Source organism: Caulobacter sp. GW821-FHT12D05, assembly GCF_058807295.1.
Genome location: NZ_JBXAQO010000006.1, coordinates 87,104 through 109,755, shown reverse-complemented (window position 1 = coordinate 109,755; position 22,652 = coordinate 87,104). Strand labels below are relative to the sequence as shown.

At 69.2% G+C, this 22,652-nt stretch carries 19 protein-coding genes; 9 read left to right on the top strand and 10 right to left on the bottom strand.

Annotated elements, in window-relative coordinates; translation table 11 throughout:
- The first annotated feature begins 322 nt into the window (after positions 1-322).
- Positions 323-1,963, top strand: a complete 1,641-nt coding sequence (locus AC1RRR_RS25385) for a pectate lyase (RefSeq protein WP_492817362.1) — start codon at positions 323-325, stop codon at positions 1,961-1,963.
- Between the two features lie 6 nt (positions 1,964-1,969).
- Here the strand turns inward: AC1RRR_RS25385 and AC1RRR_RS25380 are convergent, their stop codons facing one another.
- The 5 genes from AC1RRR_RS25380 to AC1RRR_RS25360 all read right to left on the bottom strand — a co-directional run bounded on the left by AC1RRR_RS25380 (position 1,970) and on the right by AC1RRR_RS25360 (position 7,258).
- Positions 1,970-2,545 (bottom strand): SRPBCC family protein, encoded by a 576-nt coding sequence (locus tag AC1RRR_RS25380; protein WP_492817360.1) that lies wholly within the window; start codon positions 2,543-2,545, stop codon positions 1,970-1,972.
- 58 nt (positions 2,546-2,603) lie between these two features.
- Complete coding sequence (locus AC1RRR_RS25375) at positions 2,604-2,855, bottom strand: helix-turn-helix domain-containing protein (protein WP_492817358.1); 252 nt, start codon at positions 2,853-2,855, stop codon at positions 2,604-2,606.
- Positions 2,856-2,935: 80 nt separating this feature from the next.
- The gene (locus tag AC1RRR_RS25370) at positions 2,936-3,364 is read right to left on the bottom strand and encodes a hypothetical protein (protein WP_492817356.1); all 429 of its coding nucleotides are present in this window, start codon (positions 3,362-3,364) and stop codon (positions 2,936-2,938) included.
- Between the two features lie 56 nt (positions 3,365-3,420).
- Complete coding sequence (locus tag AC1RRR_RS25365; protein WP_492817354.1) at positions 3,421-6,246, bottom strand: ATP-dependent DNA helicase; 2,826 nt, start codon at positions 6,244-6,246, stop codon at positions 3,421-3,423.
- A 52-nt stretch (positions 6,247-6,298) separates the two neighbouring features.
- Complete coding sequence (locus tag AC1RRR_RS25360; RefSeq protein WP_492817352.1) at positions 6,299-7,258, bottom strand: SEL1-like repeat protein; 960 nt, start codon at positions 7,256-7,258, stop codon at positions 6,299-6,301.
- A 206-nt stretch (positions 7,259-7,464) separates the two neighbouring features.
- On the opposite strand from AC1RRR_RS25360, the gene AC1RRR_RS25355 reads away from it, so the two are divergent.
- From AC1RRR_RS25355 to pdeM, 3 genes are read left to right on the top strand one after another with little or no spacing between them, the layout of a single operon-like run.
- Entirely contained in the window at positions 7,465-8,226 is a 762-nt protein-coding gene (locus AC1RRR_RS25355; protein WP_492817350.1) for an SIMPL domain-containing protein, read from the top strand.
- Positions 8,227-8,268: 42 nt separating this feature from the next.
- Entirely contained in the window at positions 8,269-10,713 is a 2,445-nt protein-coding gene (locus AC1RRR_RS25350; RefSeq protein ID WP_492817348.1) for a ligase-associated DNA damage response DEXH box helicase, read from the top strand.
- Positions 10,710-11,417, top strand: coding sequence for a ligase-associated DNA damage response endonuclease PdeM (pdeM, locus tag AC1RRR_RS25345; protein ID WP_492817346.1), 708 nt, complete (start codon positions 10,710-10,712; stop codon positions 11,415-11,417). The genes AC1RRR_RS25350 and pdeM overlap by 4 nt, the downstream gene beginning before the upstream one ends.
- Before the next feature lie 12 nt (positions 11,418-11,429).
- Here pdeM and AC1RRR_RS25340 read toward each other — a convergent pair whose 3' ends face one another.
- The 4 genes from AC1RRR_RS25340 to AC1RRR_RS25325 form a co-directional block, all read right to left on the bottom strand.
- Positions 11,430-11,891 (bottom strand): DUF3429 domain-containing protein, encoded by a 462-nt coding sequence (locus AC1RRR_RS25340; protein ID WP_291870349.1) that lies wholly within the window; start codon positions 11,889-11,891, stop codon positions 11,430-11,432.
- Positions 11,892-11,894: 3 nt separating this feature from the next.
- Positions 11,895-12,656 (bottom strand): TIGR02186 family protein, encoded by a 762-nt coding sequence (locus AC1RRR_RS25335; RefSeq protein WP_492817343.1) that lies wholly within the window; start codon positions 12,654-12,656, stop codon positions 11,895-11,897.
- Positions 12,653-13,576 (bottom strand): sulfite exporter TauE/SafE family protein, encoded by a 924-nt coding sequence (locus AC1RRR_RS25330; protein WP_492817341.1) that lies wholly within the window; start codon positions 13,574-13,576, stop codon positions 12,653-12,655. The genes AC1RRR_RS25335 and AC1RRR_RS25330 overlap by 4 nt, the downstream gene beginning before the upstream one ends.
- Before the next feature lie 74 nt (positions 13,577-13,650).
- Entirely contained in the window at positions 13,651-16,605 is a 2,955-nt protein-coding gene (locus AC1RRR_RS25325; protein ID WP_492817339.1) for a peptidoglycan-binding protein, read from the bottom strand.
- A 209-nt stretch (positions 16,606-16,814) separates the two neighbouring features.
- Here AC1RRR_RS25325 and AC1RRR_RS25320 point away from each other — a divergent pair, with 209 nt between their 5' ends.
- The gene (locus AC1RRR_RS25320; protein WP_492817337.1) at positions 16,815-17,030 is read left to right on the top strand and encodes a hypothetical protein; all 216 of its coding nucleotides are present in this window, start codon (positions 16,815-16,817) and stop codon (positions 17,028-17,030) included.
- Here AC1RRR_RS25320 and AC1RRR_RS25315 read toward each other — a convergent pair.
- Positions 17,027-18,694: a phosphatidylglycerol lysyltransferase domain-containing protein gene (locus AC1RRR_RS25315; protein WP_492817335.1), complete on the bottom strand. Its 1,668-nt coding sequence runs from the start codon at positions 18,692-18,694 to the stop codon at positions 17,027-17,029. The two genes, AC1RRR_RS25320 and AC1RRR_RS25315, sit on opposite strands and share 4 nt — an antisense overlap.
- A gap of 176 nt (positions 18,695-18,870) precedes the next feature.
- Between AC1RRR_RS25315 and AC1RRR_RS25310 the strand changes: the two genes are divergently transcribed.
- From AC1RRR_RS25310 to AC1RRR_RS25295, 4 genes are all read left to right on the top strand, one after another.
- Positions 18,871-20,076 (top strand): acyl-CoA dehydrogenase family protein, encoded by a 1,206-nt coding sequence (locus tag AC1RRR_RS25310; RefSeq protein ID WP_492817570.1) that lies wholly within the window; start codon positions 18,871-18,873, stop codon positions 20,074-20,076.
- A 4-nt stretch (positions 20,077-20,080) separates the two neighbouring features.
- Entirely contained in the window at positions 20,081-20,692 is a 612-nt protein-coding gene (locus AC1RRR_RS25305) for a 2-hydroxychromene-2-carboxylate isomerase (protein WP_492817333.1), read from the top strand.
- Positions 20,692-21,819 (top strand): acyl-CoA dehydrogenase family protein, encoded by a 1,128-nt coding sequence (locus AC1RRR_RS25300; protein ID WP_492817331.1) that lies wholly within the window; start codon positions 20,692-20,694, stop codon positions 21,817-21,819. Before AC1RRR_RS25305 ends, AC1RRR_RS25300 begins: the two co-directional genes overlap by 1 nt.
- Positions 21,820-21,941: 122 nt before the next feature.
- Entirely contained in the window at positions 21,942-22,598 is a 657-nt protein-coding gene (locus AC1RRR_RS25295; protein ID WP_492817329.1) for an SH3 domain-containing protein, read from the top strand.
- The last annotated feature ends 54 nt before the right edge of the window (positions 22,599-22,652 follow it).

The following is a 22,652-nucleotide window of genomic DNA, read 5'->3' as shown; positions in this document are numbered from 1 at the left end:
GCCGAACGCGGATCGGCAGGCAACGCGTCGCCCTGTCGCAGGCCCCATTTTGAGGAGCCGGTCAAGCTAGAAATCGTTTGCGATCAATGGCTCGACCAGAAACCAAGATTTCCCTGCGACGAGCCGCCGCACTTATAGGCCACGAATGGGACCGGTCGCAAAAATGGGTGGTCAAATCAATGACACCGGTAGCAAGCTGCGCCCAGATCGTCGCTACAAGACGACGGGGCCCTGATCGGCCCGGGAGGAACGCTTCTTAGGCCCATCCCTTGGCCAGCCCCTTCCGGTACGATGACGGCTCCGCGCCAGCCGGAGTTACCGCATGCCGCTCAGCCCCATCTCCCGTCGCCGTCTGATGGCCACCACCGCCGCCGCGTTCGCGGCCGCCGGTCTGCCATTCAAGGCCCTGGCCCAGACCAGCAAGGCCCAGGCGCTGGACGTGATGAAGAAGGCTTCCACGTTCATGGTCGAGAAGGCCGCCTACAAGGGCGGCTATGTCTGGAGCTACCTGCCCGACTTCTCGCGCCGCTGGGGCGAGATGGAAGCCTTCCCGACGATGATCTGGGTGCAGCCCCCCGGCACCGGCACGGTCGGTCACCTGTTCCTGGACGCCTATCACGCCACCGGCGACGAGTATTACTACGACGCCGCCTGCAAGGCCGCCGACGCCCTGATCGCCATCCAGAACCCGGCCGGCGGCTGGAACTACATCGGCGACATGGCCGGCGAGGCCTCGCTGAAGAAGTGGTACGACACCATCGGCAAGAACGGCTGGCGCCTCGAGGAATTCCAGCACTACTACGGCAACTGCACCTTCGACGACGAAGGCACCGCCGAGTGCTGCAAGTTCATGCTGCGCATGTACGTCGAGAAGAAGGACGCCAAGTACAAGGCCGCCTTCGAGAAGGCCCTGAAGTTCGTCCTCGACAGCCAGTATCCGGTCGGCGGCTGGCCCCAGCGCTATCCGCTGAAGGACGAGTTCCACCACCATGGCAACCCGGACTACACCAGCTTCATCACCTTCAACGATGACGTGGTCGGCGAGAACATCGAGTTCCTGATCATGGTCTACCAGGCCCTGGGCGATAAGACCGTCCTGGACCCGATCCGCCGCGCCATGGACTGCTACGTCGCCTGCCAGCAGCCGGCGCCGCAGCCGGGCTGGGGCCTGCAGCACACCGTGGCCGATCTGAAGCCGGCCGGCGCGCGCACCTACGAGCCCAAGGCCTTCGCCACCCACGCCAGCGCCAGCTGCATCTCGCAGCTGATGACCTTCTTCCAGTTGACCGGCGACCCGAAGTACATCGCCCGCGTGCCCGAAGCCCTGGACTGGCTGGACAGCGTGCGCCTGCCCGACAACGTCATGCCCGGCAAGGCCCGCTACCCGACCTTCATCCAGATCGGCAACGGCCGGCCGCTGTACGTGCACCGCACCGGCTCGAACGTCGTCAACGGCCGCTACTACACCGACGAGAACCCCGAGAAGACGGTCACCCACTACTCGTCGTTCCGCAATGTCGACGTCAAAGGCATGCGCGCGCGCTACGAGAAGCTGAAGGCCATGGGTCCGGAAGAGGCCAGCAAGCACTCGCCGCTGAAGGGCACCCGCGCCCTGCCCAAGTACTTCATGGTCAAGGATCTCTCGGTCGACGACCTGACCGTCGGCGGCGACCTGTCCAGCTCGGCGACCAAGGGCGTCCAGGCCGATCCGGCCAAGGTCGCCAAGCTGACGGCCGAGCTGAACGCCGAGGGCTGGTGGCCCACGCCCCTGACCTCGACCAGCCAGCCCTATATCGGCGATGGCCCCGCCACCCCGACGCCGGGCGACTTCTCCGAGACCAAGGTCGGCGACAAGTACGACACCTCGCCGTTCCCGGATCCGCATCCGGCGATCGGCATCTCGACCGGCGCCTTCATCGCCAACATGGCGACGCTGATCAAATACGTGGACGCCCAGGCCTAAGGCCCGCTACTCGCAGGCGCGCCGGAGGTTCATCAGGACCTTCGGCGTGTCCTTTCGCAGGGCCTCGCGCATCATCGCCTTGGGCACGGGCCAGTCGACGGCCAGGCGATTGTCGTAGAACACCCGCGTGCCGCGCCCGCCGTTCAGCGGCTGCAGGCGCCACTCGCCCTGCTCGACCTTCAGGTCGCCTTCCACCAGATGAAAGCGGATCCGGCTGACCGGCTCGTAGTCCGAGCGGAACACGATCCGCATGCCCGGGAAGATGATGGTCCGCCGGGTGACATGCTCACGCACGTCCCAGCCCTTGCGTTGATCGCCAGAGACGATGCGGCAGCTGGCCAGGTTGGTGATCATCCGGCCGGCCGTCGCGCAATCGGTCATCATTGCCCAGACCTTCTCGGGCGGCGCGGCGATGTCGATCACCGCCCGGACGCGGCCGGAGACGCCGTCCGGATCGGGCGTCACCTCCGCATGAGCCTCGCCCCGGTCCAGGGCGGCCTGCGCCTTGGGCGTCAGGTCGAAGGCCTGGGCCGGCCCGCCCAGGCTCCACACGATCGTCGTCGCCAAGATCCATTGCCGCATGCGCGCGCTCCTGTGTCAGGAACAGCTACGACGGCGAACGGCGACTGGACGCCTGGACTTAGCGATCCAGCGCTTCGCGCACGACCTCGGGGGCGTGGTCGATGACCCGCAGATAGGCGGTCAGGGCCGCGTCGGGACGGGCGTCGCCGTGCTCGAGGTCTTCCAGCAAGGCCCGGTCGATATGGAAGACACGGGCGAAGTCGGCCTGCGACAGCCCGGTGCGCCAGCGCACCGCCTGGACCAGAGCGCGGGCGGAACGCGCACGCGCGGGCGTTGCGGCTTCATCGATCGCGGGGTCTCGGGTCATCATGGCTACGCTCCTGGACTTACTGCCTCCCCCTCTGACGCCCTTTTAGGACGTCCCCATTGCAGAAATTCGACGGCTTTGAGTCAGCGTGTATTTGTCAGCGCGCGAGCCTTGGCGTCGACCTGGTCGACACCGCGCAGGGCGTCGCCCGACGCCTCCAGCATGGTGTTGAAGACCTTCAGGTCGCTGGTGGTGATGTGCTTGACCGTCTTGTCGCGCGACCACTCCAGGCCGATCAGCTGGCCCAGGCGGCAGGCCTTGGGCAGCAGGGCCGACTGCTCGCGGGGACCGCCCTTGACCAGCAGCTTGCCGACCACCTCGTTCCAGTTGGGCGCGCCGGGCAGGCACAGGGTCAGGTGATCGCAGTCGCCGGTCCAGAAGCGCTTGTACCAGCGGGCGTGCTCAGCGGTGTCGTACTTCAGGGCGGCGCTAGGCGCGACGACGCCCCGGCAATCGCCGCGCACGAACTCGTCGGCGCGCGCGGCGCTGGTCGTCAGAAACGCTCCGACCACGATCAAACTTAGAAAACGGATCAATCCAAAAAACCCCGAGACAAGCTGGGCTGTTCTTAAGACCGATCCTTCGACAAAAATGCGGCAGTGGCCTCGATCGCCTCGACCAGGCTTACCCGTTCCAGGGTTACGCCCTCGGGCAGACTGGAGAACAGGCGGGTCGGCGCCGCCGCGTCCAGCATGACGAACACGCCCCGGTCGTCGGCGCGACGGATCAGGCGGCCGAAGGCCTGGCTGATGCGAGCGCGGGCCACGGCGTCGTCATAACCCTTGCCGCCGAAGCGCAGGCGGCGGGCCTTGTGCAGCACGTCCGGACGCGGCCAAGGCACGCGGTCGAAGACCAACAGACGCAAGCTGCGCCCCGGCACGTCCACGCCATCCCGGATGGCGTCGGTACCCAAGAGGCACGCATCCTCCTCGGCCCGGAAGATGTCGACCAGCGCGCCCACCTCCAGCGGATCGACGTGTTGGGCATAGAGGGCCAGGCCGTTGTCGGCCAGCGGCGCGGCGATGCGCTCGTGCACCGCCTTCAGACGGCGGATGGCGGTGAACAGGCCAAGGCCCCCGCCCCCGGCGGCCAGGAACAGCTCGCGCATGGCGGCCGAGACCTGGCGCGGATCTTCCTTGTTCACATCGGTGACGACATAGGCCTTGGCGTTGTTCTCGTAGTCGAACGGCGAGGCCAGGCGCAGCACCTTGGGCGCGGTCGGCAGGCGCGCGGCGCCCGTGCGCATTTCGGCCAGGGCGAAGGGATCTTCCAGAGCCGGGTCGACCAGGGTGGCGCTGGTCACCAGCACCCCGTGGGCCGGCGACAGCACCGCCGCGCGCAGCGGCTCGGTCGGATCCACCCAGTGGCGGCGGCAGGCGGCGTCGACCACGCGGCCGTACAGGAAGGTGGCCTCGAACCAGTCGACGAAGTCGGGATCGCTCTCGGTCGGCTCGACGTCGTCGTCCTCGATGGCCTTCAGGATCGAGCGCCAGGCCGGCAGGGTCATGCGGGCGCGGCGGTCGAGGCCCCGCAGCGCGCCTTCGATCCGGGCGCGTTCGGAGGCGCCCAGGTGCTCGGCGTCCTCGTCCAGCACGTCTTCCAGCGCGCGGGCCAGGGCCAGCAGCGGCGCCTCGATGGCGGCCAGGGCCTTGGCGGCCTCCGGCGCGCGCTCGCGGACCAGGTCGGTAGCCGGGCGGGCGTCGCATTGCAGGCCGAGGTCGGCCCCGCCACGATCGCTGGTGCGGGCCCGCAGTTGCTCGATCACGGCGACCAGGAAGTTCTCGATCGGCCCGATCGGATTGATCTGGCCGTCCGGCGGCGCGACCCGGCCCGACCAGCCCTCGCCCGGCAAGGCGGCGGCGGCCTGGATGACCTGGTTCATCGCCCCCCGCGCGCCCTCGCGATCGCCCAGGATGTCGAGCAGACGCGCTTCCAGCCCCCTGCCCCGCCGACCACGGCCCTCGGGACCTCGGATCCAGCGGCGCAGTTCGGCAGCTTCGGCGCCCGAGAGCGCCGCCGAGAAGGCGCTGTCGGCGGCTTCGAACAGGTGGTGGCCCTCGTCGAAGACGATGCGCTTGAGACTGGTCGTCTCGCCGTCGCTCTTCAGCCCCCGCGCCGTCCGGGCGCCGTCGAAGGCGGCCTGGGTCAGGACCAAGGCGTGGTTGGCGATCACCAAGTCGGCGCGCTTGGACGCCCGCACGGCCTTTTCGATGTAGCAGATGCGATAGTGCTGGCAGCCGGCGTGGATGCACTCCCCGCGCCGGTCGACCAGATTCGACGGACTGGCCTGGGCCGACGGCGGCACCGCCGACAACGTCGGCAGCCAAGCCGGGAAGTCGCCGCCGGTCATATCGCCGTCCCGCGTCGCGCGGGTCCAGCGGGCGGTCAAAGCCAGGCCGATCAGGTCGCCATTGCCCAGCTGGGCGCTGTTGATCTGCTCCTGGAAGTTCAGCAGGCACAGATAGTTCTCACGGCCCTTGCGGACGACGGCCTTCTTGGCGCGCTCCTTGGGGTCGGGATAGATCGACCGGCTCTCTCGCTCGATCTGGCGCTGCAGGGCGCGGGTGTAGGTGCTGACCCAGACCGACGGGCCATTGGCCTCGGCCCACAGCGAGGCCGGGGCCAGATAGCCCAGGGTCTTGCCAACGCCCGTGCCGGCCTCGGCCAGCATCATGCGCGGCTCGCCCTCGCGCTCGCGCGGCTGGAAGGCGTAGGACGCCTCCCTGGCGAAAGTCGCCTGTGCCTCGCGCACCTCCTCCAGCCCCGAGCGTTGCAGCAGCTCGTTCAGGCGCAGCTCGACGCGCTCGGGATCAATCGGCCGCGAGCCGGCCTCGCCGGGCGGGGCCTGGTCTTCCCATTCCAAGAGGCGCGCCCAGACGTCCAGGCCCGAGCCCCGGAAGTGGTTGCCGGCTTGAACCGAGCGCAGCGCCCCGATCACGGCAGGTCCCCACGACCAGCCAGCCTTGGCCAGGGTCTCGGCGACGGCCAGGGCCTCTTCCCGCGACGGCACGGGCGTCAGGGCCAGTTCGCGCAGCAGGGCGTCGGCGCTCTCGCGCAGGCTCTGAGCCTGTTCGGCCGCGCCGTGCGGTTCGCGTAGGCCAAGCGCCATGGCCAGGCCCACGGCCGAGGGCGCGCAGAAGGTCGCCGGCCGGACGAAGGTATAGAGCTCCAGCACGTCGAACAGGCGGGCGTGGCGCGAGGGCGGCGACAGGTTCAGGCGGCGGGCGGTCATGGCCGCGTGGGCCACCAGCACCGGGCCGTGCTCGAACAGGTCGCGAGCGTCCGGCGGACGCAGCATCCGGCCTTCGCCGCCGCCATCGGCCATGCCGGCGCGCGGCCCGGGCAGGACGACCAGGGCGGGAGCCAGGTCCAGAGTCGGCGGGAAAGCGGTCACGCGAGTCTGTTAGCAAAAACCGGCGCGAAACAGAATAAGAACAACGACGTATCTAGCCGATCGCGCCGTCGTCTTCCTCGTCGTCCAGGCCCAGCAGCCGGTTGACCGCCTTCTGCGCCTTGCGGCGCAGCTCCGGCTCATCGCTCTGGGCGGCCTTGCGGTACATCACCAGGGCCAGTTCCTCATTGGCCGTGATGCCCTGGCCGCGCTCGCACATGATGCCCAGGTCGTACCAGGCCTCGAGGTAGCCCCGGTCGGCCGCCCGCTGGAACCAGCGCATGGCCTCGGTGTAGTTGACCGGTACGCCCTCGCCGTTGTGATGCACAACGCCCAGGTTCGACATGCCGGCGGCCAGGTCGTTGCTGGCGGCGGCGCTGTAGAACCGCACCGCCTCGGCGTGGTCCTGCTTCACACCCGTGCCGTCCGAGTGCAGCCGGCCCATCTCGTTCATGGCGTCGGCCGAGCCCATCTCGATCGCGCGGCGCAGCATGGCCACGCCCTTGGCGTTGTCCTTGCGCGTCCCGTAGCCCGCCAGATAGGCCTCGCCAGCGCTGTAGGCCCCGCGCGCCGAGCCGGCGTCGGCGGCCTTGAGGTACCAAGTCATCGCCAAGCGCGGGTTCTCCGGCAGCCCGCCGCCGCCCTCGTGACTGACCCCGACATTGTACATGCCGTTGGGATCGCCCCGCCGCGCGGCTTCGCTGTAGAGCTTGAAGGCCGCTTTCCGGTCCTTGGGCACGCCGTCGGCCCCGTCGAAATAGACATTGCCCAACTCGACCATGGCGTCGGTGTCGCCGCGCGCCACGCCCTTGCGCAGCCAGGCCAGGGCCTGGGGCACGTCGCGGCTGACGCCCTCGCCGTCCAGATAGAACATGGCCAGGTCGACGAAGCGCGTGGCGTCGCCGCCCTGGGCGTCGCGCAGGGTCGCCTCGAAGGTCGCCTTGGCTTCCGGCGTCCCGACATCCGCCCACGCGCGGGCCGCACCGCCGGAAACCGACAGCGCCAGAGCCAACATCGCGGGCAATAGTCTCTTACGCATCGCACCCCACCGTCCCCGGATCGTCGCACTGACGAGCGAGGCGTCAAGCCAGACAGCGGAAACAGGCCGCCCGCGCAACCGGACTCGCCCGTCAGGCGGCGACGAATATCGCGGCGCCCGATTGCCAAGCCTTTCGACCTCACCGAATACTCGCCGCGCAACCTCCAATGGAGCCCCGATCCGTGCGCCACGCCCTCCTCGCCGTCAGCCTGCTCGCCGTCGCCATGCCGGCGATCGCCGCCGAAGCGCCAGCGCCCACGATCAACGTCATCGGCAGCGGCAAGGCCGAGCGGCCCGCCGACTACGCCCTGCTGAACTTCACCCTGCGCGGCGAAGGCGCGACCTCGCCCGAGGCGGTCAAGGCCCTGGCCGCGGCCCAGGCCCGGCTGGAGGCCAGCCTGCCGAAGCTACCCGGCAAGCCGGCGACCGAGACGCGCAGCTTCAACCTGCAGATTCGCGAGGTCCGCGCCAAGGGCTGCGAGAACCGGGGCTATCCCCAGCTGACCAGCGGCGACTGTACGATCGTCGGCAGCATCGCCACCCAGGGCTTCCAGCTTCGCGTCACCCCGGCCGCGAAAGCGGGCGATGCGGCGTCGCTGGTGGCGCAGCTGGGCGGCGTGGACGTCAATGCTTCGGGCGGCGGCGTGACCGACGAGAGCGCCCTGGACGACGCGGCCATGCGCGACGCGATCGCCGACGCCAAACGCCAGGCCCAGCTGATCGCCTCCGCTTCCGGGGTGAAGCTGGGTCCGATCATTCGCGTGCAGGACAATCAGGCCGGCCCGGTGGTCATGGGCTATGCCAGCAACGGCGCGCCGCCGCCCCCGCCACCGCCGCCGCCCCTGCCGGTCCCGGCGGTTTCGCTGGCCTCGCCCCTGAACTATGCGCCCCAGCCGATCACGCGCACCGCCCGCGTCATGGTGACCTACGGCCTGGAGCCGTAATCGCTGGACGAAACAGAAGGGGAACATGCTATACCGCGATCAATGCTCGCGGCTGACGCCCTTCCCCCCAAGTTCCGAGACTGGTTCGCCGCCCGCGGCTGGAGCCCTCGCGCGCATCAGCTGGCCATGCTGGAGAAGGCGCGGGCCGGTCGCGGGGCGCTGTTGATCGCCCCCACCGGCGGCGGCAAGACCCTGGCGGGTTTCCTGCCCAGCCTGATCGAGCTGGCCGAACGCGCGCCACGCAACACGCCGGCGGGCATCCACACCCTCTACATCTCGCCGCTGAAGGCCCTGGCCGTCGACGTCGAGCGCAACCTCCTGACCCCCATCCGCGAGATGGGCCTGCCGATCGTGGCCGAGAGCCGCACCGGCGACACGGGCGAGAGCCGCAAGGCGCGCCAGAGGATCAAGCCGCCGGACATCCTGCTGACCACGCCCGAGCAGCTGGCCTTGTTCTGCGCCTGGGAAGGGGCGCGCGAATACTTCGCCGACCTGCGCTGCGTGATCATCGACGAGGCCCACGCCATCTGGCCGTCCAAGCGCGGCGACCTGCTGGCGCTGGACCTGGCGCGGCTGCAGCAGTTCGCGCCGAACCTGCGGCGGGTGGGACTGTCGGCGACGGTCGACGATCCGGACCTGGTTCGAAAATGGCTCGGCGCTGGCGAAGTGGTCGACCTCGTCCTCGGCTCGGGCGGCGCCCAGCCCGTGGTCGAGGTGCTGGTCTCCGGCGGCCGCGTCCCCTGGGCCGGCCACACGGCCGAGCACGCCATGGCCGAGGTCTATGAGATCATCAAATCGTCCCAGACGGCGCTGATCTTCGTCAACACCCGCTTCCAGGCCGAGTTCGCCTTCCAGCGTCTGTGGGAGCTGAACGACGAGGGTCTGCCGATCGCCCTGCACCACGGCAGCCTGTCGGCCGAGCAGCGCCGTAAGGTCGAGGCGGCCATGGCGCGTGGCGAGCTGCGGGCCGTGGTCTGCACCTCCACGCTCGACATGGGCATCGACTGGGGCGACGTGGACCTGGTCATCCAGCTCGCCGCGCCCAAGGGGGCCTCGCGGATGGTCCAGCGGATCGGTCGCGCCAACCATCGCCTGGACGAGCCCAGCCGCGCCCTGTTCGTGCCCGCCAGCCGTTTCGAGATGCTGGAATGCCGCGCCGCCGCCGACGCGATCCTGGAGAACCATCTGGACGGCGACCCGCCCCGCGTCGGCGCCCTGGACGTCCTGGCCCAACACATCATGGGCTGCGCATGCTCCGAGCCCTTCAAGCTGACCGAGCTCTATGACGAGATCCGCTCGGCCGGGCCTTACGCGGAGCTCTCCTGGGAAGACTTCGAGACCGTCGTCGATTTCGTCTCAACCGGCGGCTACGCCCTGCGCACCTACGACAAGTTCCGGCGCATCGTGCAGACCCAGGACGGCCTGTGGACCGCCCGTGACGGCCATGCCCGCCAGCAGCACCGCATGAACGTCGGCGTCATCGTCACGCCTGGCATGATCAACATCCGCATCGGCGGCGGCAAACGCCCGATGGGCGGTCGCAAGATCGGCGAGGCCGAGGAAGGCTATTTCGAGCAGCTGACGCCCGGCGACACCTTCATCTTCGCCGGCCAGGTCTGGCGCTACAACAGCCTGGTCGGGGCCGACGCCTTCGTTTCGCCCGCGCCGAACGACGACCCGAAGATGCCCAGCTGGGGCGGCTCGAAGTTCCCGCTTTCCACCTATCTGGCCAGCCGCGTGCGTCAGATGATGCACGACGAGAACGAGTGGAAGGCCCTGCCCCCGGACGTTCAGGAATGGCTGGCCTGGCAGAAGATCCGCTCGGCCATCCCCGATGAAGGCGAGATGCTGCTGGAGACCTTCCAGCGCGGCAAACGCTTCCACATGGTCTGCTATCCGTTCGACGGCCGCCTGGCCCACACCACCCTGGCCATGCTGCTGACCCGGCGACTGGACCGCCTGGGCGTCGGGCCGCTGGGCTTCGTGTGCAACGACTACGCGCTGAACATCTGGTCGCTGCGGCCGATGGACGGTCTGGATCTCGACGAACTGTTCGCTCAGGACATGCTAGGCGACGACCTGGAGGCTTGGCTCGACGAGAGCTTCATGATGAAGCGGGCGTTCAAGCATTGCGCCCTGATCGCCGGCCTGATCGAACGCCGCCATCCCGGCGCCGAGAAGTCCGGGCGGCAGGTGACCTTCTCGACCGACCTGATCTACGACGTGCTGAGAAAACACCAACCCGACCACCTGATGCTGCGCTGCGCCCGCCATGACGCGGCCACCGGCATGCTGGACATCGCGCGCCTGGGCGACATGCTGACCCGCGTGCGCGGCCATATCCGCCACGTTCAGTTGGACCGCGTCTCGCCCTTCGCCGTGCCGATCATGCTGGAGATCGGCCGCGAACGCGCGCCGGGCGACGCCGCCGGCGAAATGATCCTGGCCGAGGCCGAGGAAGACCTGATCGCCGAGGCCATGTCGTGACGCGTTTCTCCCCCTCCACCTGCGGCGGCCTGCGGATCGGCCTCTCGAACGTCGAGGTCATGCTGCGCTGGTCCGGCGCCCTGTGGCTGGAGCGCGAAAGCACCCTGGTCGTGGCCGACCTGCACTTCGAGAAGGGCAGCAGCTACGCCGCGCGCTTTGGCCAGATGCTGCCGCCCTACGACACCCGCGAGACCCTGGACCGCCTGGACCGCGAGATCGCCCTGCTCTCGCCGGCGCGACTGATCTTCCTCGGCGATAGCTTCCACGACGGCGACGGCGAGACGCGTCTCGCGCCCGACGACTACAAGCGCCTGGAAGGCCTGGCCGTGGGCCGTGAACTGGTCTGGGCGGTGGGCAACCACGACGCCGACGGCCCCAAGGCGCTGCCCGGCGAGATCATCGACGAGGCCCAGATCGCCGGCCTGACCCTGCGCCACGAACCCCTGCCCGGCGTCCAGCTGGGTGAGGTCGCCGGCCACCTGCATCCCGCCGCCAAGGTCGCCAGCGGTCACGCCACCACCCGCCGCCGCTGCTTCGTCACCGATGGGCAAAGGCTGGTGCTGCCGGCCTTCGGCGCCTTCACGGGCGGGCTGAATATCCTGGACGAGGCGTTCTCGAACCTCTTCGCCGGCCCCCTCCTGGCGGGCGCGCTGGGGCCTAGCCGCGTTCACGCGGTGGGCATGAAGTCGCTGCGGCCGGACTAGGCCGCGAACGCCCTACATATGCAGCGCCTGCTCCAGCGAGAACGCCAGCGAGATGGCCGCGCCGGCGGTCAGCAGGGTGCGCATGCGCGGGCGCCAGGTGGGGCCGTCGTGGTCGGTGACGTCCCAGACCCATTGCAGCAGGAAGACCAGCAGGAAGCCCGACAGCTGCCAGGCCGGCTCGAACTTCAACTCGCCCAGCAGCAGGCCGAATCCGGCCAGGGGGAACAGCAGCGAGATGCCCAGCACCGACCAGCGCGGGCTGACGTTCTCGATCTCGAGCCCGCTGCGCACGCCGCCGAAGTACGAGACCATGGCGGCCGAATAGGCCAGCAGGCCCAGCAGGGCCGACTTCTGGATGGGCGCGGGGCCGTAGCAGAACAGCATCGACGCAATGAAGAAGGGAATAAGGGTCGATAGACCAAAGACCCATACCGCCGGCGGCACCGGCGTCCGCACCCCCGCGGACTCGTTCATGACTCAACTCCTTCGGAAGGCCACCGAAGCGGCCCACCCTGCCCCGAGCGCGACTATTACCGACACGAGCCCATAGGTCCACGGACGATCTTTGGCGAAGACGTAGAGGGCGCGTTCGGCCCCCGCCTTCTCGACCACCAGGGTGCGGTCGCGGATCGAGACCGGCTTTCCGTCCTGGAAGAGGACGATCCGGGCGGAATACCGACCGATCGGGGCCTCGGCGGGCAAATCCAGCTGGGCGCGGAACAAGCCCTTGTCCACAAAACGGACCCCTTGCGGATCGGCGGCGTAAAGGCCGGCCTTCTCCTTCAGACGCAGCACGGCGCGTCGCCAGTCCAGATAGTCAGCCCCGAGTCGGCTGACCACCACGTCGCGGACGCCGTAGGTCGTCTCGACCCTCTGCTCCAGCGGCGCGGCGATGGCCAGGTGCTCCAGCCCCGCGCCCAGGTGGCGCAGCGGCGCGAAGCCGGCGATGTCCTGCAGCTTGCGGGTCGAGGCCACGCGGTAGAAGCCGGGCGCGCCATGGAACACCACCGGACGGCTGTTCAGCCACAGGCCGGCGACCTGGGTCTTGCGGGCGATGCGCAGCGGCTGGTCGGGGCCACGCACGATGACGACGATGTCGCTGGGGCGGTCCTTGGGATCGAACACCGCGCCGTAGAGCACGATGCGTGCGCCCCGGAAGCCGGAGCTGACCCGGATCTCTGTGTCGGTCAGGGCTGCCGAGACAGCCGGCGCGGGTGGAGCGTCAACCAGCGGGATCATCGCGCCGTCCCCGTCATGATGACGAAGGCTTCCTCGGGCTTGATGAACAGGTCCGCGCCCATACGCAGGCCGACCAGCAGCACCAGGAGCGCCAGCAGCGCCCGCAGCTCCTCGGCCCGGAAACGACCCGAGGCCCGCGCCCCCAGCTGAGCGCCGATCACCCCGCCGATCAGCAGCAGAGTCGCCAGGACGATGTCGACCGTCTGGTTGCGGCCGGCCTGCAGCACGCTGGTCAGCGAGGTGGTGATGACGATCTGGAACAGGCTGGTGCCCACCACCACCGGCGCGGGCATGCGCAGCAGGTAGATCATGGCCGGCACGAGGATGAAGCCGCCGCCCACGCCCATCACCGCCGACAGGATGCCGACAAAGACGCCCAGCAGGATCGGCGGGATGACGCTGATGTACAGGCGCGAGCGCGGGAAGCGGACCTTGAACGGCAAGGCGTACAGCAGGGCCGGCCGGCGATCGCGGCGCGGCTTGGGCGGCTGGCCGCTGCGACGGCGCAGGATCGCGCCCACCGACTCGGTCAGCATCAGCGCGCCGATCACGCCCAGGAACAGCAGGTACGAGACCGATACGGCGAGGTCGGCCTGGCCAATCAGGCGCAGCCAGCGGAACACCTCGACCCCGGCGAACGAGCCTATCGCCCCGCCGCTGGCCAGCACCGCGCCCATCTTGAAGTCGACGACGCGCTTCTTGCTGTAGGCGATGACGCTGGAGACCGACGAAGCGGCGACGTGGTTGGCCTCGCTGGCCACGGCCACGACCGGCGGGATGCCTAGGAACACCAGCACCGGCGTCATCAGGAAGCCGCCGCCGATCCCGAACATCCCCGAGATGAAGCCCACGAGCCCGCCCAGCACTACCAGCAGCAGCGCGTTCACCGAGACTTCGGCGATGGGGAGGTAAAAGTGCAAAGCTCGCGCGGCCCTTGCGGCGTCAGGGTTTACCCTGATTGCCGGGCCGCGCCTTGCGCGTCAACGCGTTGTGCTTAGCGCGCGTAGACCGACAGCTTGCTCAGGGTCTCGCCGTCGACGCTGCCCGAGGCCGGCAGGCCCTGGTCGCGTTGATAGGCGGCGATGGCCATGCGCAGGGCCGGCGAAGCGACGCCGTCGCGCGGACCTTGGTAGTAGCCCAGTTGCGACAGCACTCGCTGGGCCATGCCCAGATTGGCGTTGGCGGCCGGCGCGGCGGCGGGCGACAGGCTGGCCGTGACCTGCGTCTGCGGACGGAAGGCCAGGGCCGAGCGGTCGGCGGTCTGCTGAGCTTCGGCGGTCAACTGGGCGCGCAGGGCCGTGGCGCGGCTGCGGGCGGTGGCGTCACCGGCGCGGCCGGCGATCACGTACCACTTGTAGGCCTCGGCCGGGTTCTGGCTGACGCCGTAACCGCCTTCGTACAGCTGGGCCAGGTTGAACTGGCTGTCGACGAGGCCCAGGTCGGCGGCCTTGCGGAACCAGGTCGCGGCGGTGGTCACGTTGCGCGGACCACCCTCGCCCTTGAAGTAGTAGAGCGCCAGGTTGTGCATGGCGCGCGGGTCGCCACCGGCGGCGGCGCGTTCGCTCCAGCGGCGCGCCTCCGGCATGTCCTGCTTCATGCCCTTGCCGGCCTCGAACATCTTCGAGAGGTAGAACTGAGCGGCCGGATAACCACCGTTGGCGGCCTTCTTTACGCCGTCCAGGCCGGAGCGGTCGCCGGTTTCGATCTTGCGGACGCCGTCCTCGAACAGGGCCTTGGCCTCGTCGGTCGGCTGGGCCGGCGCCTCGGCGGCGACCGGAGTCGCCTGGCTGGCCGTCAGGGCCACGGCGGCGCGCGGGGCGCCCGGCGTGGTGTCGGCTTCCGGACCGTTGATCTCAACGTCGGCGTTGCGACCGGCGATGGCGTTGGCCACGCGCGGCGGCAGCGCGCCGGCGCCGTCGGTGTTCAGCAGCAACAGGCCGCCGACGCCAGCGCCCAGGGCGGTCGCCGAGCCGATGGCCACCGCGACGGTCGCCACGGTGGCGCCCAGGCGGTTCTTGGTCTTCTTGCCGGCGAAGCCGAAGCCGCTGAACAGCGACGAACCCGACTTGTCGGCCTTGGCTTTCGCCTTCTTCTCCGGCTTGGCCTTGCCAGCGCCCTTGGCGTCGGCAGCGGCGGCGGCGCGGGCGGCGGCGCGGGCCTGCTCGATGATGTCGCGGGTCGACATCGGACGGGCGGGCTCGGCGGGCGCGAAGTCGGAGACTTCCGGTTCGATCTCGTAGCGGGGCGCTTCCGGCTCGAAGCCGTCGGCCAGGGCGTAGTCATCGTGACCGAAGGCGCGGTCTTCCGGCTCGACAGCCGGGAACTCGGCGACGTCTTCGGCATAGGAGGGCGTCGGGGCGCGCGACGGGGCCGGCGCGGCGGCGAAGACGTCTTCTTCTTCAACGTCCTCGTGACCGCTGAACGAGGCCGACTGGTTGAAGTAGCTCTCTTCGAACGGCGAGACCGGCGGCGGCGCGGCGCGGGCCGGCGCGGGAGCCGGGGTCGGCGCCGCGGCGACGGGCGCGGGGGCCGGAGCGGCCTCCAGCTTGCGGGCCGTGTCGTGCAGGCGGGTGTCGATCTTCTCGCGCGCTTCCTCCAGCATGCGGAGCGTGCGCTCCTCGCTCTGGCGGATGCGGTCGATCAGTTCCTGGCTGGAGCGTTCGTGACGCTGGTTCAGGCGCTCGGTGACGCGGGCGACCTGCTCGCCGACATCGTCGATGGCCAGGGCGTTGCGGCGCTCGGCGCTGCCGATGCGCTCGGCCAGCTTCTCGGTGATGCGGGCGATCTCGCTGCCCAGCTTTTCCAGGGCTTGAGCCTGGACGCTGTCGTTGCGGTTCAGCTTGTGCTCGACGGTGGCGGCGATGCGGGCCACCTCGCCGCCGACCTGCTCGATGGCGGTGGCGTTGCGTTGCTCGGCAGCCTGGACGCGGCGGTTGAAGGCGTCGGCGACGCCGACCACTTCACGGCCCATCCGCTCGATGGCCTGGGCCGAGCGCTGCTCGGCGGCCTGCACGTGCGCGGCCATCTCGCCCAGCTTGCGCTCCATGCGGTCGAAGCGACCGTCGGCGCTGTCGCGCAGCTTGGCGGCCATCTCGATGCGAGCGGCTTCCATCTTCTGGGTCAGGGTGGCGGCCAGGCTGTCCAGGCGCTCTTGCACGCCGGCGGCCGGGTTGGCGCCTTCGACCGCGCCCATGCGCTGGTCCAGGGCCGAGAACGACGAGCTCATTTCGCGCAGGGCCTCGCTGGTGCGGGTCTCGGCGGCTTCAAGGCGTTCGGACAGGCGCGCCACGACGGCGTCGACCAGAGCGGACGGGTCTTGAGGAGCAGCGGCAGATTGTTCGTTGATGCGGGCTTCCAGGGCGGCGATCGCCTCGCGGGTGCGGGCCTCGCCGTCATAGAGATGACCGGCGACCTTACCCAGCGCGCCTTCCAGCGCACGGAGGGCCTCGGCCGAACGCGGGCCAGCCGCTTCGGTCTCGATGCGACGCACGCGCTCGGTGGCGCGGGATTGCTCAGTCTTAAGCTCGTCCACAGCCCCTTCGAAACGGGCGGCGACGGCGATCTGTTCACGCTCGGATTGTCCCAAACGCGTGAGCGCGTCGCGGACCGAGTGGTCGATGCCGGAAATGGCGGCGGCGTTGCGGCCTTCGGCGGCCTCGATGCGCTGGGTCAGACGGTCCAGGGCCACGGCCACGCGGCCGACCTCGTCCGCCGGGTGTTCGGCGATCTCGATGCGCGACGGCGCGTCGTCCTTGACGATTTCCAGATAGGCGCGGTTCGGCGCGGGTTCAGAACCGGAATTAAGATCCGGACCCTGACCATCGCCTTCGATGATCATGCGATTGAGCCACTCGCCCAGAGTCATGCCGGAGCGACGCGCGAGGTCTTTAGCGACCTCTCGTGCCTTGGGGTCGATCCCCTTTACGCTCCATGGCGACGCCGCAGTCATTGCGAATCGATCTCCTCGCATCTGAGGAAAACGCTAGTCACCGATTCCTGGGGTGTAAACGCGACCAAAACGCCAGATGTAGTGGCCAGACGATTCATTGTGGAGGAATCGGAACGGAGTCCCAGGGTTCTGTAGCGTGGTTAAAACGCAAGAGGGTTAACGCGCGTTAACCATTTGCCAGGCCGATTGTCGCAGGCCTAGAAGCGGCCATGGACCTGACCTTAACGATCATCGCCTCGGCGGCGTTCCTGCTCCTGGCCGTGTTCTGCGGCTGGCGCGGCGCGCGTCCGATCAACGTTTTAAAGGGCCCGCGCATGATCCCGTGGCGCCCGCTGATGATGGTCTGCGTGGTCGCCCTGATGCTGATGCTGGTGCACCTGTTCAACCTGCTGGGCGTCCAGACCGGTAACCAGCAGCGCTACTAGGTCGCAGGAGTCGCAGGGACCTTCTTAGGCCGTTTCGTCAGCCCCGACATGCCGCCCGAAGACAGCAAACCGATGTCGGCGAGCAGGAAAGGGATGGCCCACTTGTGGGGCGCGGCAATGTAGCGCGGCTGCCAGACGGGGTCGTACTTGTCCTTGTACCGACGCACGCCCTGGAAATTGTAGATCTCCTCGCCGCGCTCATAGAGCAGCCGGCCGACGCGCGACATGATCGGCGCCAGGGGGCGATCCTCCAGGCCGGCCAGCGGGGCCATGCCGAACTCGAATGCCTGGTAGCCCTCGTCCTTGCCCCACTGCAGCAGCTCGACGAACAGGTAGTCCATGACGTTCTTGGGCGCCTCGTCGGAGTAGCGCATCAGGTCCATCGAGAACGAGGTCTTGCAGGCCGTCAGCCACAGGGTGGCGAAGGCGACGATCTTGCCCTCCTCGCCGCGCACCACCGCCACGGGAAACTCGGCCACGTAGCGTGGGTCGAAGCCGCCCATCGAGAAGCTCTTCTCGCCGCCGGCGTGATGGCTGAGCCAGGCGTCGGAGATCGACTTCAGCTCGTCCATGATCGCCATGACCGGCTCGCCCACGGGCAGGATCTCGAAGGCCGCCCCGCCCTCCCCGGCCTTGCGCCAGTTGCGGCGCAGGACTTCACGACGGCGGCCGACCAGGCTGAAGGCCTCCAGCGGCACGGCGGCGCTTTCGCCGGTCTTCTGGATCGCGAGACCCAGATCCACGGTGTCGGGCAGGTCTTCCGGACCCAGGCCGTAGAAGCCCGCGCGGGCGGCATGGGCGTCCGCCAGCTCGCGGAAGCGCCAGAACAGCTCCATGCGCTCCTCGTCCTTGCCGACCGGCGCGCCCAGGGCGACCCAGGAGCGGCCACGGACGCCGAACATCAGGAAACTCTCGCCCGAGGCCGAGAACAGGAAACGCTTGTCGCCCAGCAAAGCCAGGTTGGCGGCCGGCTCGGCGTCCTGGGCCTTGGCCAGGATGGCGCGGACGCGGTCGAACTCGGGATCGGTGTCGTCGACCACGCCGGGCGTGGCGGCGGTGGCGATCAGGCGCCAGATGCCGACGGCCAACAGCACGATGGCGGCGGCCACCGACGAGCGGATGGCGCGGGCGGCCTCGTCATGGTCCTGCAGGACGCGGATCCAGGACTTGTCGGCGAATTCGGTGTGGTTGAACGACCACCAGCCCAGCAGGCTGGCGCCGATGACGGCCGCGGCGGCCGACAGCAGCCAGCCGGGGGTGATCTCCATGCGGGTCAGGGCCGCCTTGCGCGGGAAGGCGTCGTGGAACGGCAGGATGGCCAGGAAACAGACGGCCAGCATCGCCGTCTCCTCCCAGTTCAGGCCCTTGAAGATCGCCAACACCGCCGAGGCGGCCAGCACGATCAGCACCGCCCACCAGGCCGCCCCCAGCCGCGCGCGCAGGCCGAACGCCAGCAGCAGCAGAACCAGGCCCAGGATGGAGGAGAAGAAGTGGCTGATCTCGATCAGCAGGTCCGGCGCGAAGGCCAGCAGCAGCAGGAAGCGGGTCGGCTCGGACGGCGTCGCCCCCGAAGCCAGCAGCATGACCCCCGCCGACGCGGCCAGGATCGCCGCCAGGGTCGGGGCGATCGCCAGGGCCGCGGGCCTGAAAACTGTCGAGGACATCCAGATCCCGGAGAGACGAATCCCCAACGGGATTCAGCAGTGATCCCCCGTATAGCGCGCAAACGATGACATGGTCGCGAGCCAAGATGCGAACGACCGTTTGAATCGACTTGCCGCCGTCGTCGCGTGGCGTAGTGTGTGCGCCAACTACAGACGTCCGCCTAGGGAGAAGAATGATGGCCGATTTCGGGGGAACCGAGCTCGACGCCTTCCGCGCCGAGACCCGCGCCTGGCTGGAGGCCAACTATCCCAAGTCCCTGAACGCCCCGATGGGCGAGGACGACGCCCCCTGGGGCGGCCGCAAGATGGTCTGGAAGAACCCGGACGCGAAGCTCTGGCTCGACCGCATGGCCGAGAAGGGCTGGACCGCGCCGATGTGGCCCAAGGAATATGGCGGCGGCGGCCTGTCCAAGGCCCAGAACAAGGTGCTGGAGCAGGAGCTGCGCCGCCTGAAGGCCCGCCCGGCCCTGATGAGCTTCGGCATCTGGATGCTGGGCCCGGTGCTGCTGGAATACGCCACCGAGGAGCAGAAGCAGCGCTTCCTGCCCCAGATCGTGAAGGGCGAGATCCGTTGGTGCCAGGGCTATAGCGAGCCGGGCGCCGGGTCCGACCTCGCCGCCCTCCAGACCAAGTGCGAGGACAAGGGCGACCACTATCTGATCAACGGCCAGAAGGTCTGGACCAGCTATGCCGACCAGGCCGACTGGATCTTCTGCCTGGTGCGCACCGACACGACCAAGAAGCACGAGGGCATCTCGTTCGTGCTGTTCGACATGACCTCGCCCGGCGTCGAGGCCCGTCCGATCAAGCTGATCAGCGGCTCCTCGCCGTTCTGCGAGACCTTCTTCGACAATGTGAAGGTCCCCAAGGAGCAGCTGGTCGGCAAGCTGAACGGCGGCTGGGACATCGCCAAGCGGCTCCTTCAGTACGAGCGCCAGAACATCAGCGCCTCGGGCTTCGGCGGCGGCGGTGGCCTCTCGCCGGTCGAGGCGGCCAAGAAGGAGATCGGCGTCGACAGCGAGGGCCGGATCGCCGATGGCGATTTCCGCGCCCGCCTGGCGGCCCACTCGATGGACGCCCACGCCTTCATGCTGACCGTGCGCCGCGCTGAGACCGAGTCCAAGCAGGGCTCGGGCCCCAGCGCCGCCGTCTCGATCATCAAATACGCCGCCGCCAAGATGAACCAGGAGCGCACCGAGCTGCTGGTCGAGGCCCTTGGTCTCCAGGGCCTGGGCTGGGAAGGTCAGGGCTTCGCCGCCGAGGAGCTGGCCGCCCCGCGCGCCATGCTGCGCGCCAAGGGCAACTCGATCGAGGGCGGCACCAGCGAGGTGAACCTGAACGTCGTCGCCAAGCGCGTCCTCGGCCTGCTGGACCACCAGTAAGCCGATGATCGAGTTCTGGTACGAGTTCGCCTCGACCTACTCCTATCCGGCGGCCATGCGCATCGAGCGGCTGGCCGCCGAGAAGGGCGTGGCCGTGGCCTGGCGACCGTTCATCCTGGGTCCGCTGTTCCATGAGCAGCAGGGGCTGAACGACAGTCCTTTCAACGCCATACCGGTGAAGGGTCAGTACATGTGGCGCGACCTGGAGCGGGTCTGCGACCAGCAAGGCCTGCCGCTGCATCACCCCAGCCAGTTTCCGCGCAACAGCCTGCTGGCCGCCCGCGTGGCGCTGGTCGGGATCGAGGACGGCTGGACCCCGGCGTTCAGCCGCGCGGTCTACCAGGCCAACTTCGTCGACGACCTGGACATCGGCAGTCCCGAAGTTCTGGCCCCGCTGATCGCCGAGGTTGGCGCGGGTCCCGAGCACGTCCTGGCCGCCGCCCAGTCCGATCCGATCAAGGCCCTGCTGAAGGACCATGTCCGCCAGGCCAAGGAACGCGGTCTGTTCGGCGCGCCCAGCTTTCTCACCGCCGACGGCGAGCTCTTCTGGGGCAACGACCGTCTGGAACAGGCCCTCGACTGGGCCGTCCGTCACCAATCCAGGGAGCACGCCTGATGGCCGTCCTGACCGAAGAACAGACCATGCTGCGCGACGCCGCCAAGGGCTGGGCCAGCGAAAGCGCCCCCGTCGGCGCCCTGCGCAAGCTGCGGGACGGCAAGTCCAAGCAGAGCTTCGACCCGGCCGCCTGGGCCGAGATGGGCGAGATGGGCTGGGCCGGGGTGATCGTCCCGGAAGAGCATGACGGCTCGGCCTTCGGCTATCTGGGCCTGGGCCTGATCCTGGAAGAGACCGGCCGCACCCTGGCCGCCTCGCCCCTGCTCTCCACCGCCATGATCGCCGCCTCGGCGCTGAACCTGGGCGGTTCGGACGCGCAGAAGTCGGCTTGGCTGAGCAAGATCGCCACCGGCGCGGCCGTCGCCACCCTGGCGATCGACGAGGGGTCGCACCACAACCCGGCCCGCACGGCCCTGACCGCCACCAAGGGCGGCGCTGGCTATGTGCTGAACGGGACCAAGACCTTCGTGTTGGATGGCGAGGCCGCCGACCTGCTGATCGTCGTCGCCCGCACCAGCGGCGCGGACACGGAGGGCCTGACCCTGTTCCTGGTCCCCGGCGACGCGCCGGGCGTCACCCGCACCCATCTGTCGCTGCTGGACTCGCGCGGCGCGGCCCAGATCGCTTTCGACGGCGTCGAGGTCGGCGCCGACGCGGTGCTGGGCGAGGTCGACAAGGGCTGGGCGGTGCTGGAGCCGGTGCTGGACCGCGCCTATGCGGGCCTGGCGGCTGAGATGCTGGGCAGCGCTTCGGCGGCCTTCGACATCACCCTGGACTACATCAAGACCCGCACCCAGTTCGGCCAGGTCATCGGCACCTTCCAGGCGCTGCAACACCGCGCCGCCAAGTGGTTCACCGACATCGAGACCACCCGTTCGTGCGTCGAGGCGGCGCTGGAAGCCTTCGACGCTGGCGGTGACACCCGCGCCCTCGCCTCGCTCGCCAAGGCCAAGGCGTCGGAGCTGGTCCATCTGGCCAGCAACGAGATGGTCCAGATGCACGGCGGCATCGGCATGACCGACGCCCACGACAGCGGCCTGTTCATGAAGCGCGCCCGCGTCACCGAGGCCCTGTTCGGCGGCGCCAGCTTCCACCGCGACCGCTACGCCCGCATGATGGGCTTCTGATACCCCCAGTCCTGGGGATAGGCCCTCCCTACAGCCCCCGGATACCGTCGTTCTCGAACTGACGGACCGGGGGTCCCGCGGAGCGCGGGTTTCAAAGACGGCTTCCGTCCAGGGGAGCCATCATGACCAAGCTTATCGCCACCTTCGCTGCTGCCGGCCTTGCCCTCGCCGCGACCACCGCCCACGCCCAGACGCTGCAGCTGACCTATCCGACCGACGCGTCGATGAGCTGTGACCAGATCAGCGCCGAGATGGTCCGCATGGACCAGGTGATGGGCGTCTCCAACGGCAATATCGCCAGCGCCGAGGGCGCCGCGCGCGGGGCCGAGACCGCCGCCAGCCTGGGCGTCAATGCCGCGCTCTACAGCGGCGCCCTGGGCCGGGTCCCGGGCCTGGGCATGTTCGCCAACGCCGCCGCCGCGCAGGCCAAGGCCGCCGCGGCCGCCAAGGCCCAACGCGAAACCCAGAACATCCAGGTCGCCCAGCAGCGCCGGGCCGTGATGTCCGGCCTGTATCAAGGCAAGTGCGGCGCGGCCGCCGCCGTCGTTCCCGCCACGCTCACGACCACCAGCCCAGACCCTGCCACCCTGCCCACCCTGGCTGCGACCCAGGACGTCATCCTGCGCGGCACGGTGGCCCCCAACGGCGCGGCCGTCGGCACGGTCAAGGCCGGCGGCGCGGTCTATCCGACCGGCCAGCGCAACGGCGTCTGGATCGAGGTCGACGACGAGAACGGCGCCCGAGGCTGGATGTCCTCGGCCTTCGCCAAGGCGAAGTAGTCACCCCCAACCGAATCCTTCACTTGGGCCGCCGCGAGGCGGCCTTTTTCTTTG

Coding starts and splice junctions, on each gene's coding strand:
- AC1RRR_RS25380 (WP_492817360.1), bottom strand. CDS start 2,545: ATGCGGCAATGGATCTTGGCGACGACGATCGTGTGGAGCCTGGGCGGG.
- AC1RRR_RS25295 (WP_492817329.1), top strand. CDS start 21,942: ATGACCAAGCTTATCGCCACCTTCGCTGCTGCCGGCCTTGCCCTCGCC.
- AC1RRR_RS25305 (WP_492817333.1), top strand. CDS start 20,081: ATGATCGAGTTCTGGTACGAGTTCGCCTCGACCTACTCCTATCCGGCG.
- AC1RRR_RS25360 (WP_492817352.1), bottom strand. CDS start 7,258: ATGTTGGCTCTGGCGCTGTCGGTTTCCGGCGGTGCGGCCCGCGCGTGG.
- AC1RRR_RS25300 (WP_492817331.1), top strand. CDS start 20,692: ATGGCCGTCCTGACCGAAGAACAGACCATGCTGCGCGACGCCGCCAAG.
- AC1RRR_RS25335 (WP_492817343.1), bottom strand. CDS start 12,656: ATGATCCCGCTGGTTGACGCTCCACCCGCGCCGGCTGTCTCGGCAGCC.
- AC1RRR_RS25320 (WP_492817337.1), top strand. CDS start 16,815: ATGGACCTGACCTTAACGATCATCGCCTCGGCGGCGTTCCTGCTCCTG.
- AC1RRR_RS25350 (WP_492817348.1), top strand. CDS start 8,269: ATGCTCGCGGCTGACGCCCTTCCCCCCAAGTTCCGAGACTGGTTCGCC.
- AC1RRR_RS25310 (WP_492817570.1), top strand. CDS start 18,871: ATGGCCGATTTCGGGGGAACCGAGCTCGACGCCTTCCGCGCCGAGACC.
- AC1RRR_RS25340 (WP_291870349.1), bottom strand. CDS start 11,891: ATGAACGAGTCCGCGGGGGTGCGGACGCCGGTGCCGCCGGCGGTATGG.
- AC1RRR_RS25315 (WP_492817335.1), bottom strand. CDS start 18,694: ATGTCCTCGACAGTTTTCAGGCCCGCGGCCCTGGCGATCGCCCCGACC.
- AC1RRR_RS25325 (WP_492817339.1), bottom strand. CDS start 16,605: ATGACTGCGGCGTCGCCATGGAGCGTAAAGGGGATCGACCCCAAGGCA.
- AC1RRR_RS25385 (WP_492817362.1), top strand. CDS start 323: ATGCCGCTCAGCCCCATCTCCCGTCGCCGTCTGATGGCCACCACCGCC.
- AC1RRR_RS25375 (WP_492817358.1), bottom strand. CDS start 2,855: ATGATGACCCGAGACCCCGCGATCGATGAAGCCGCAACGCCCGCGCGT.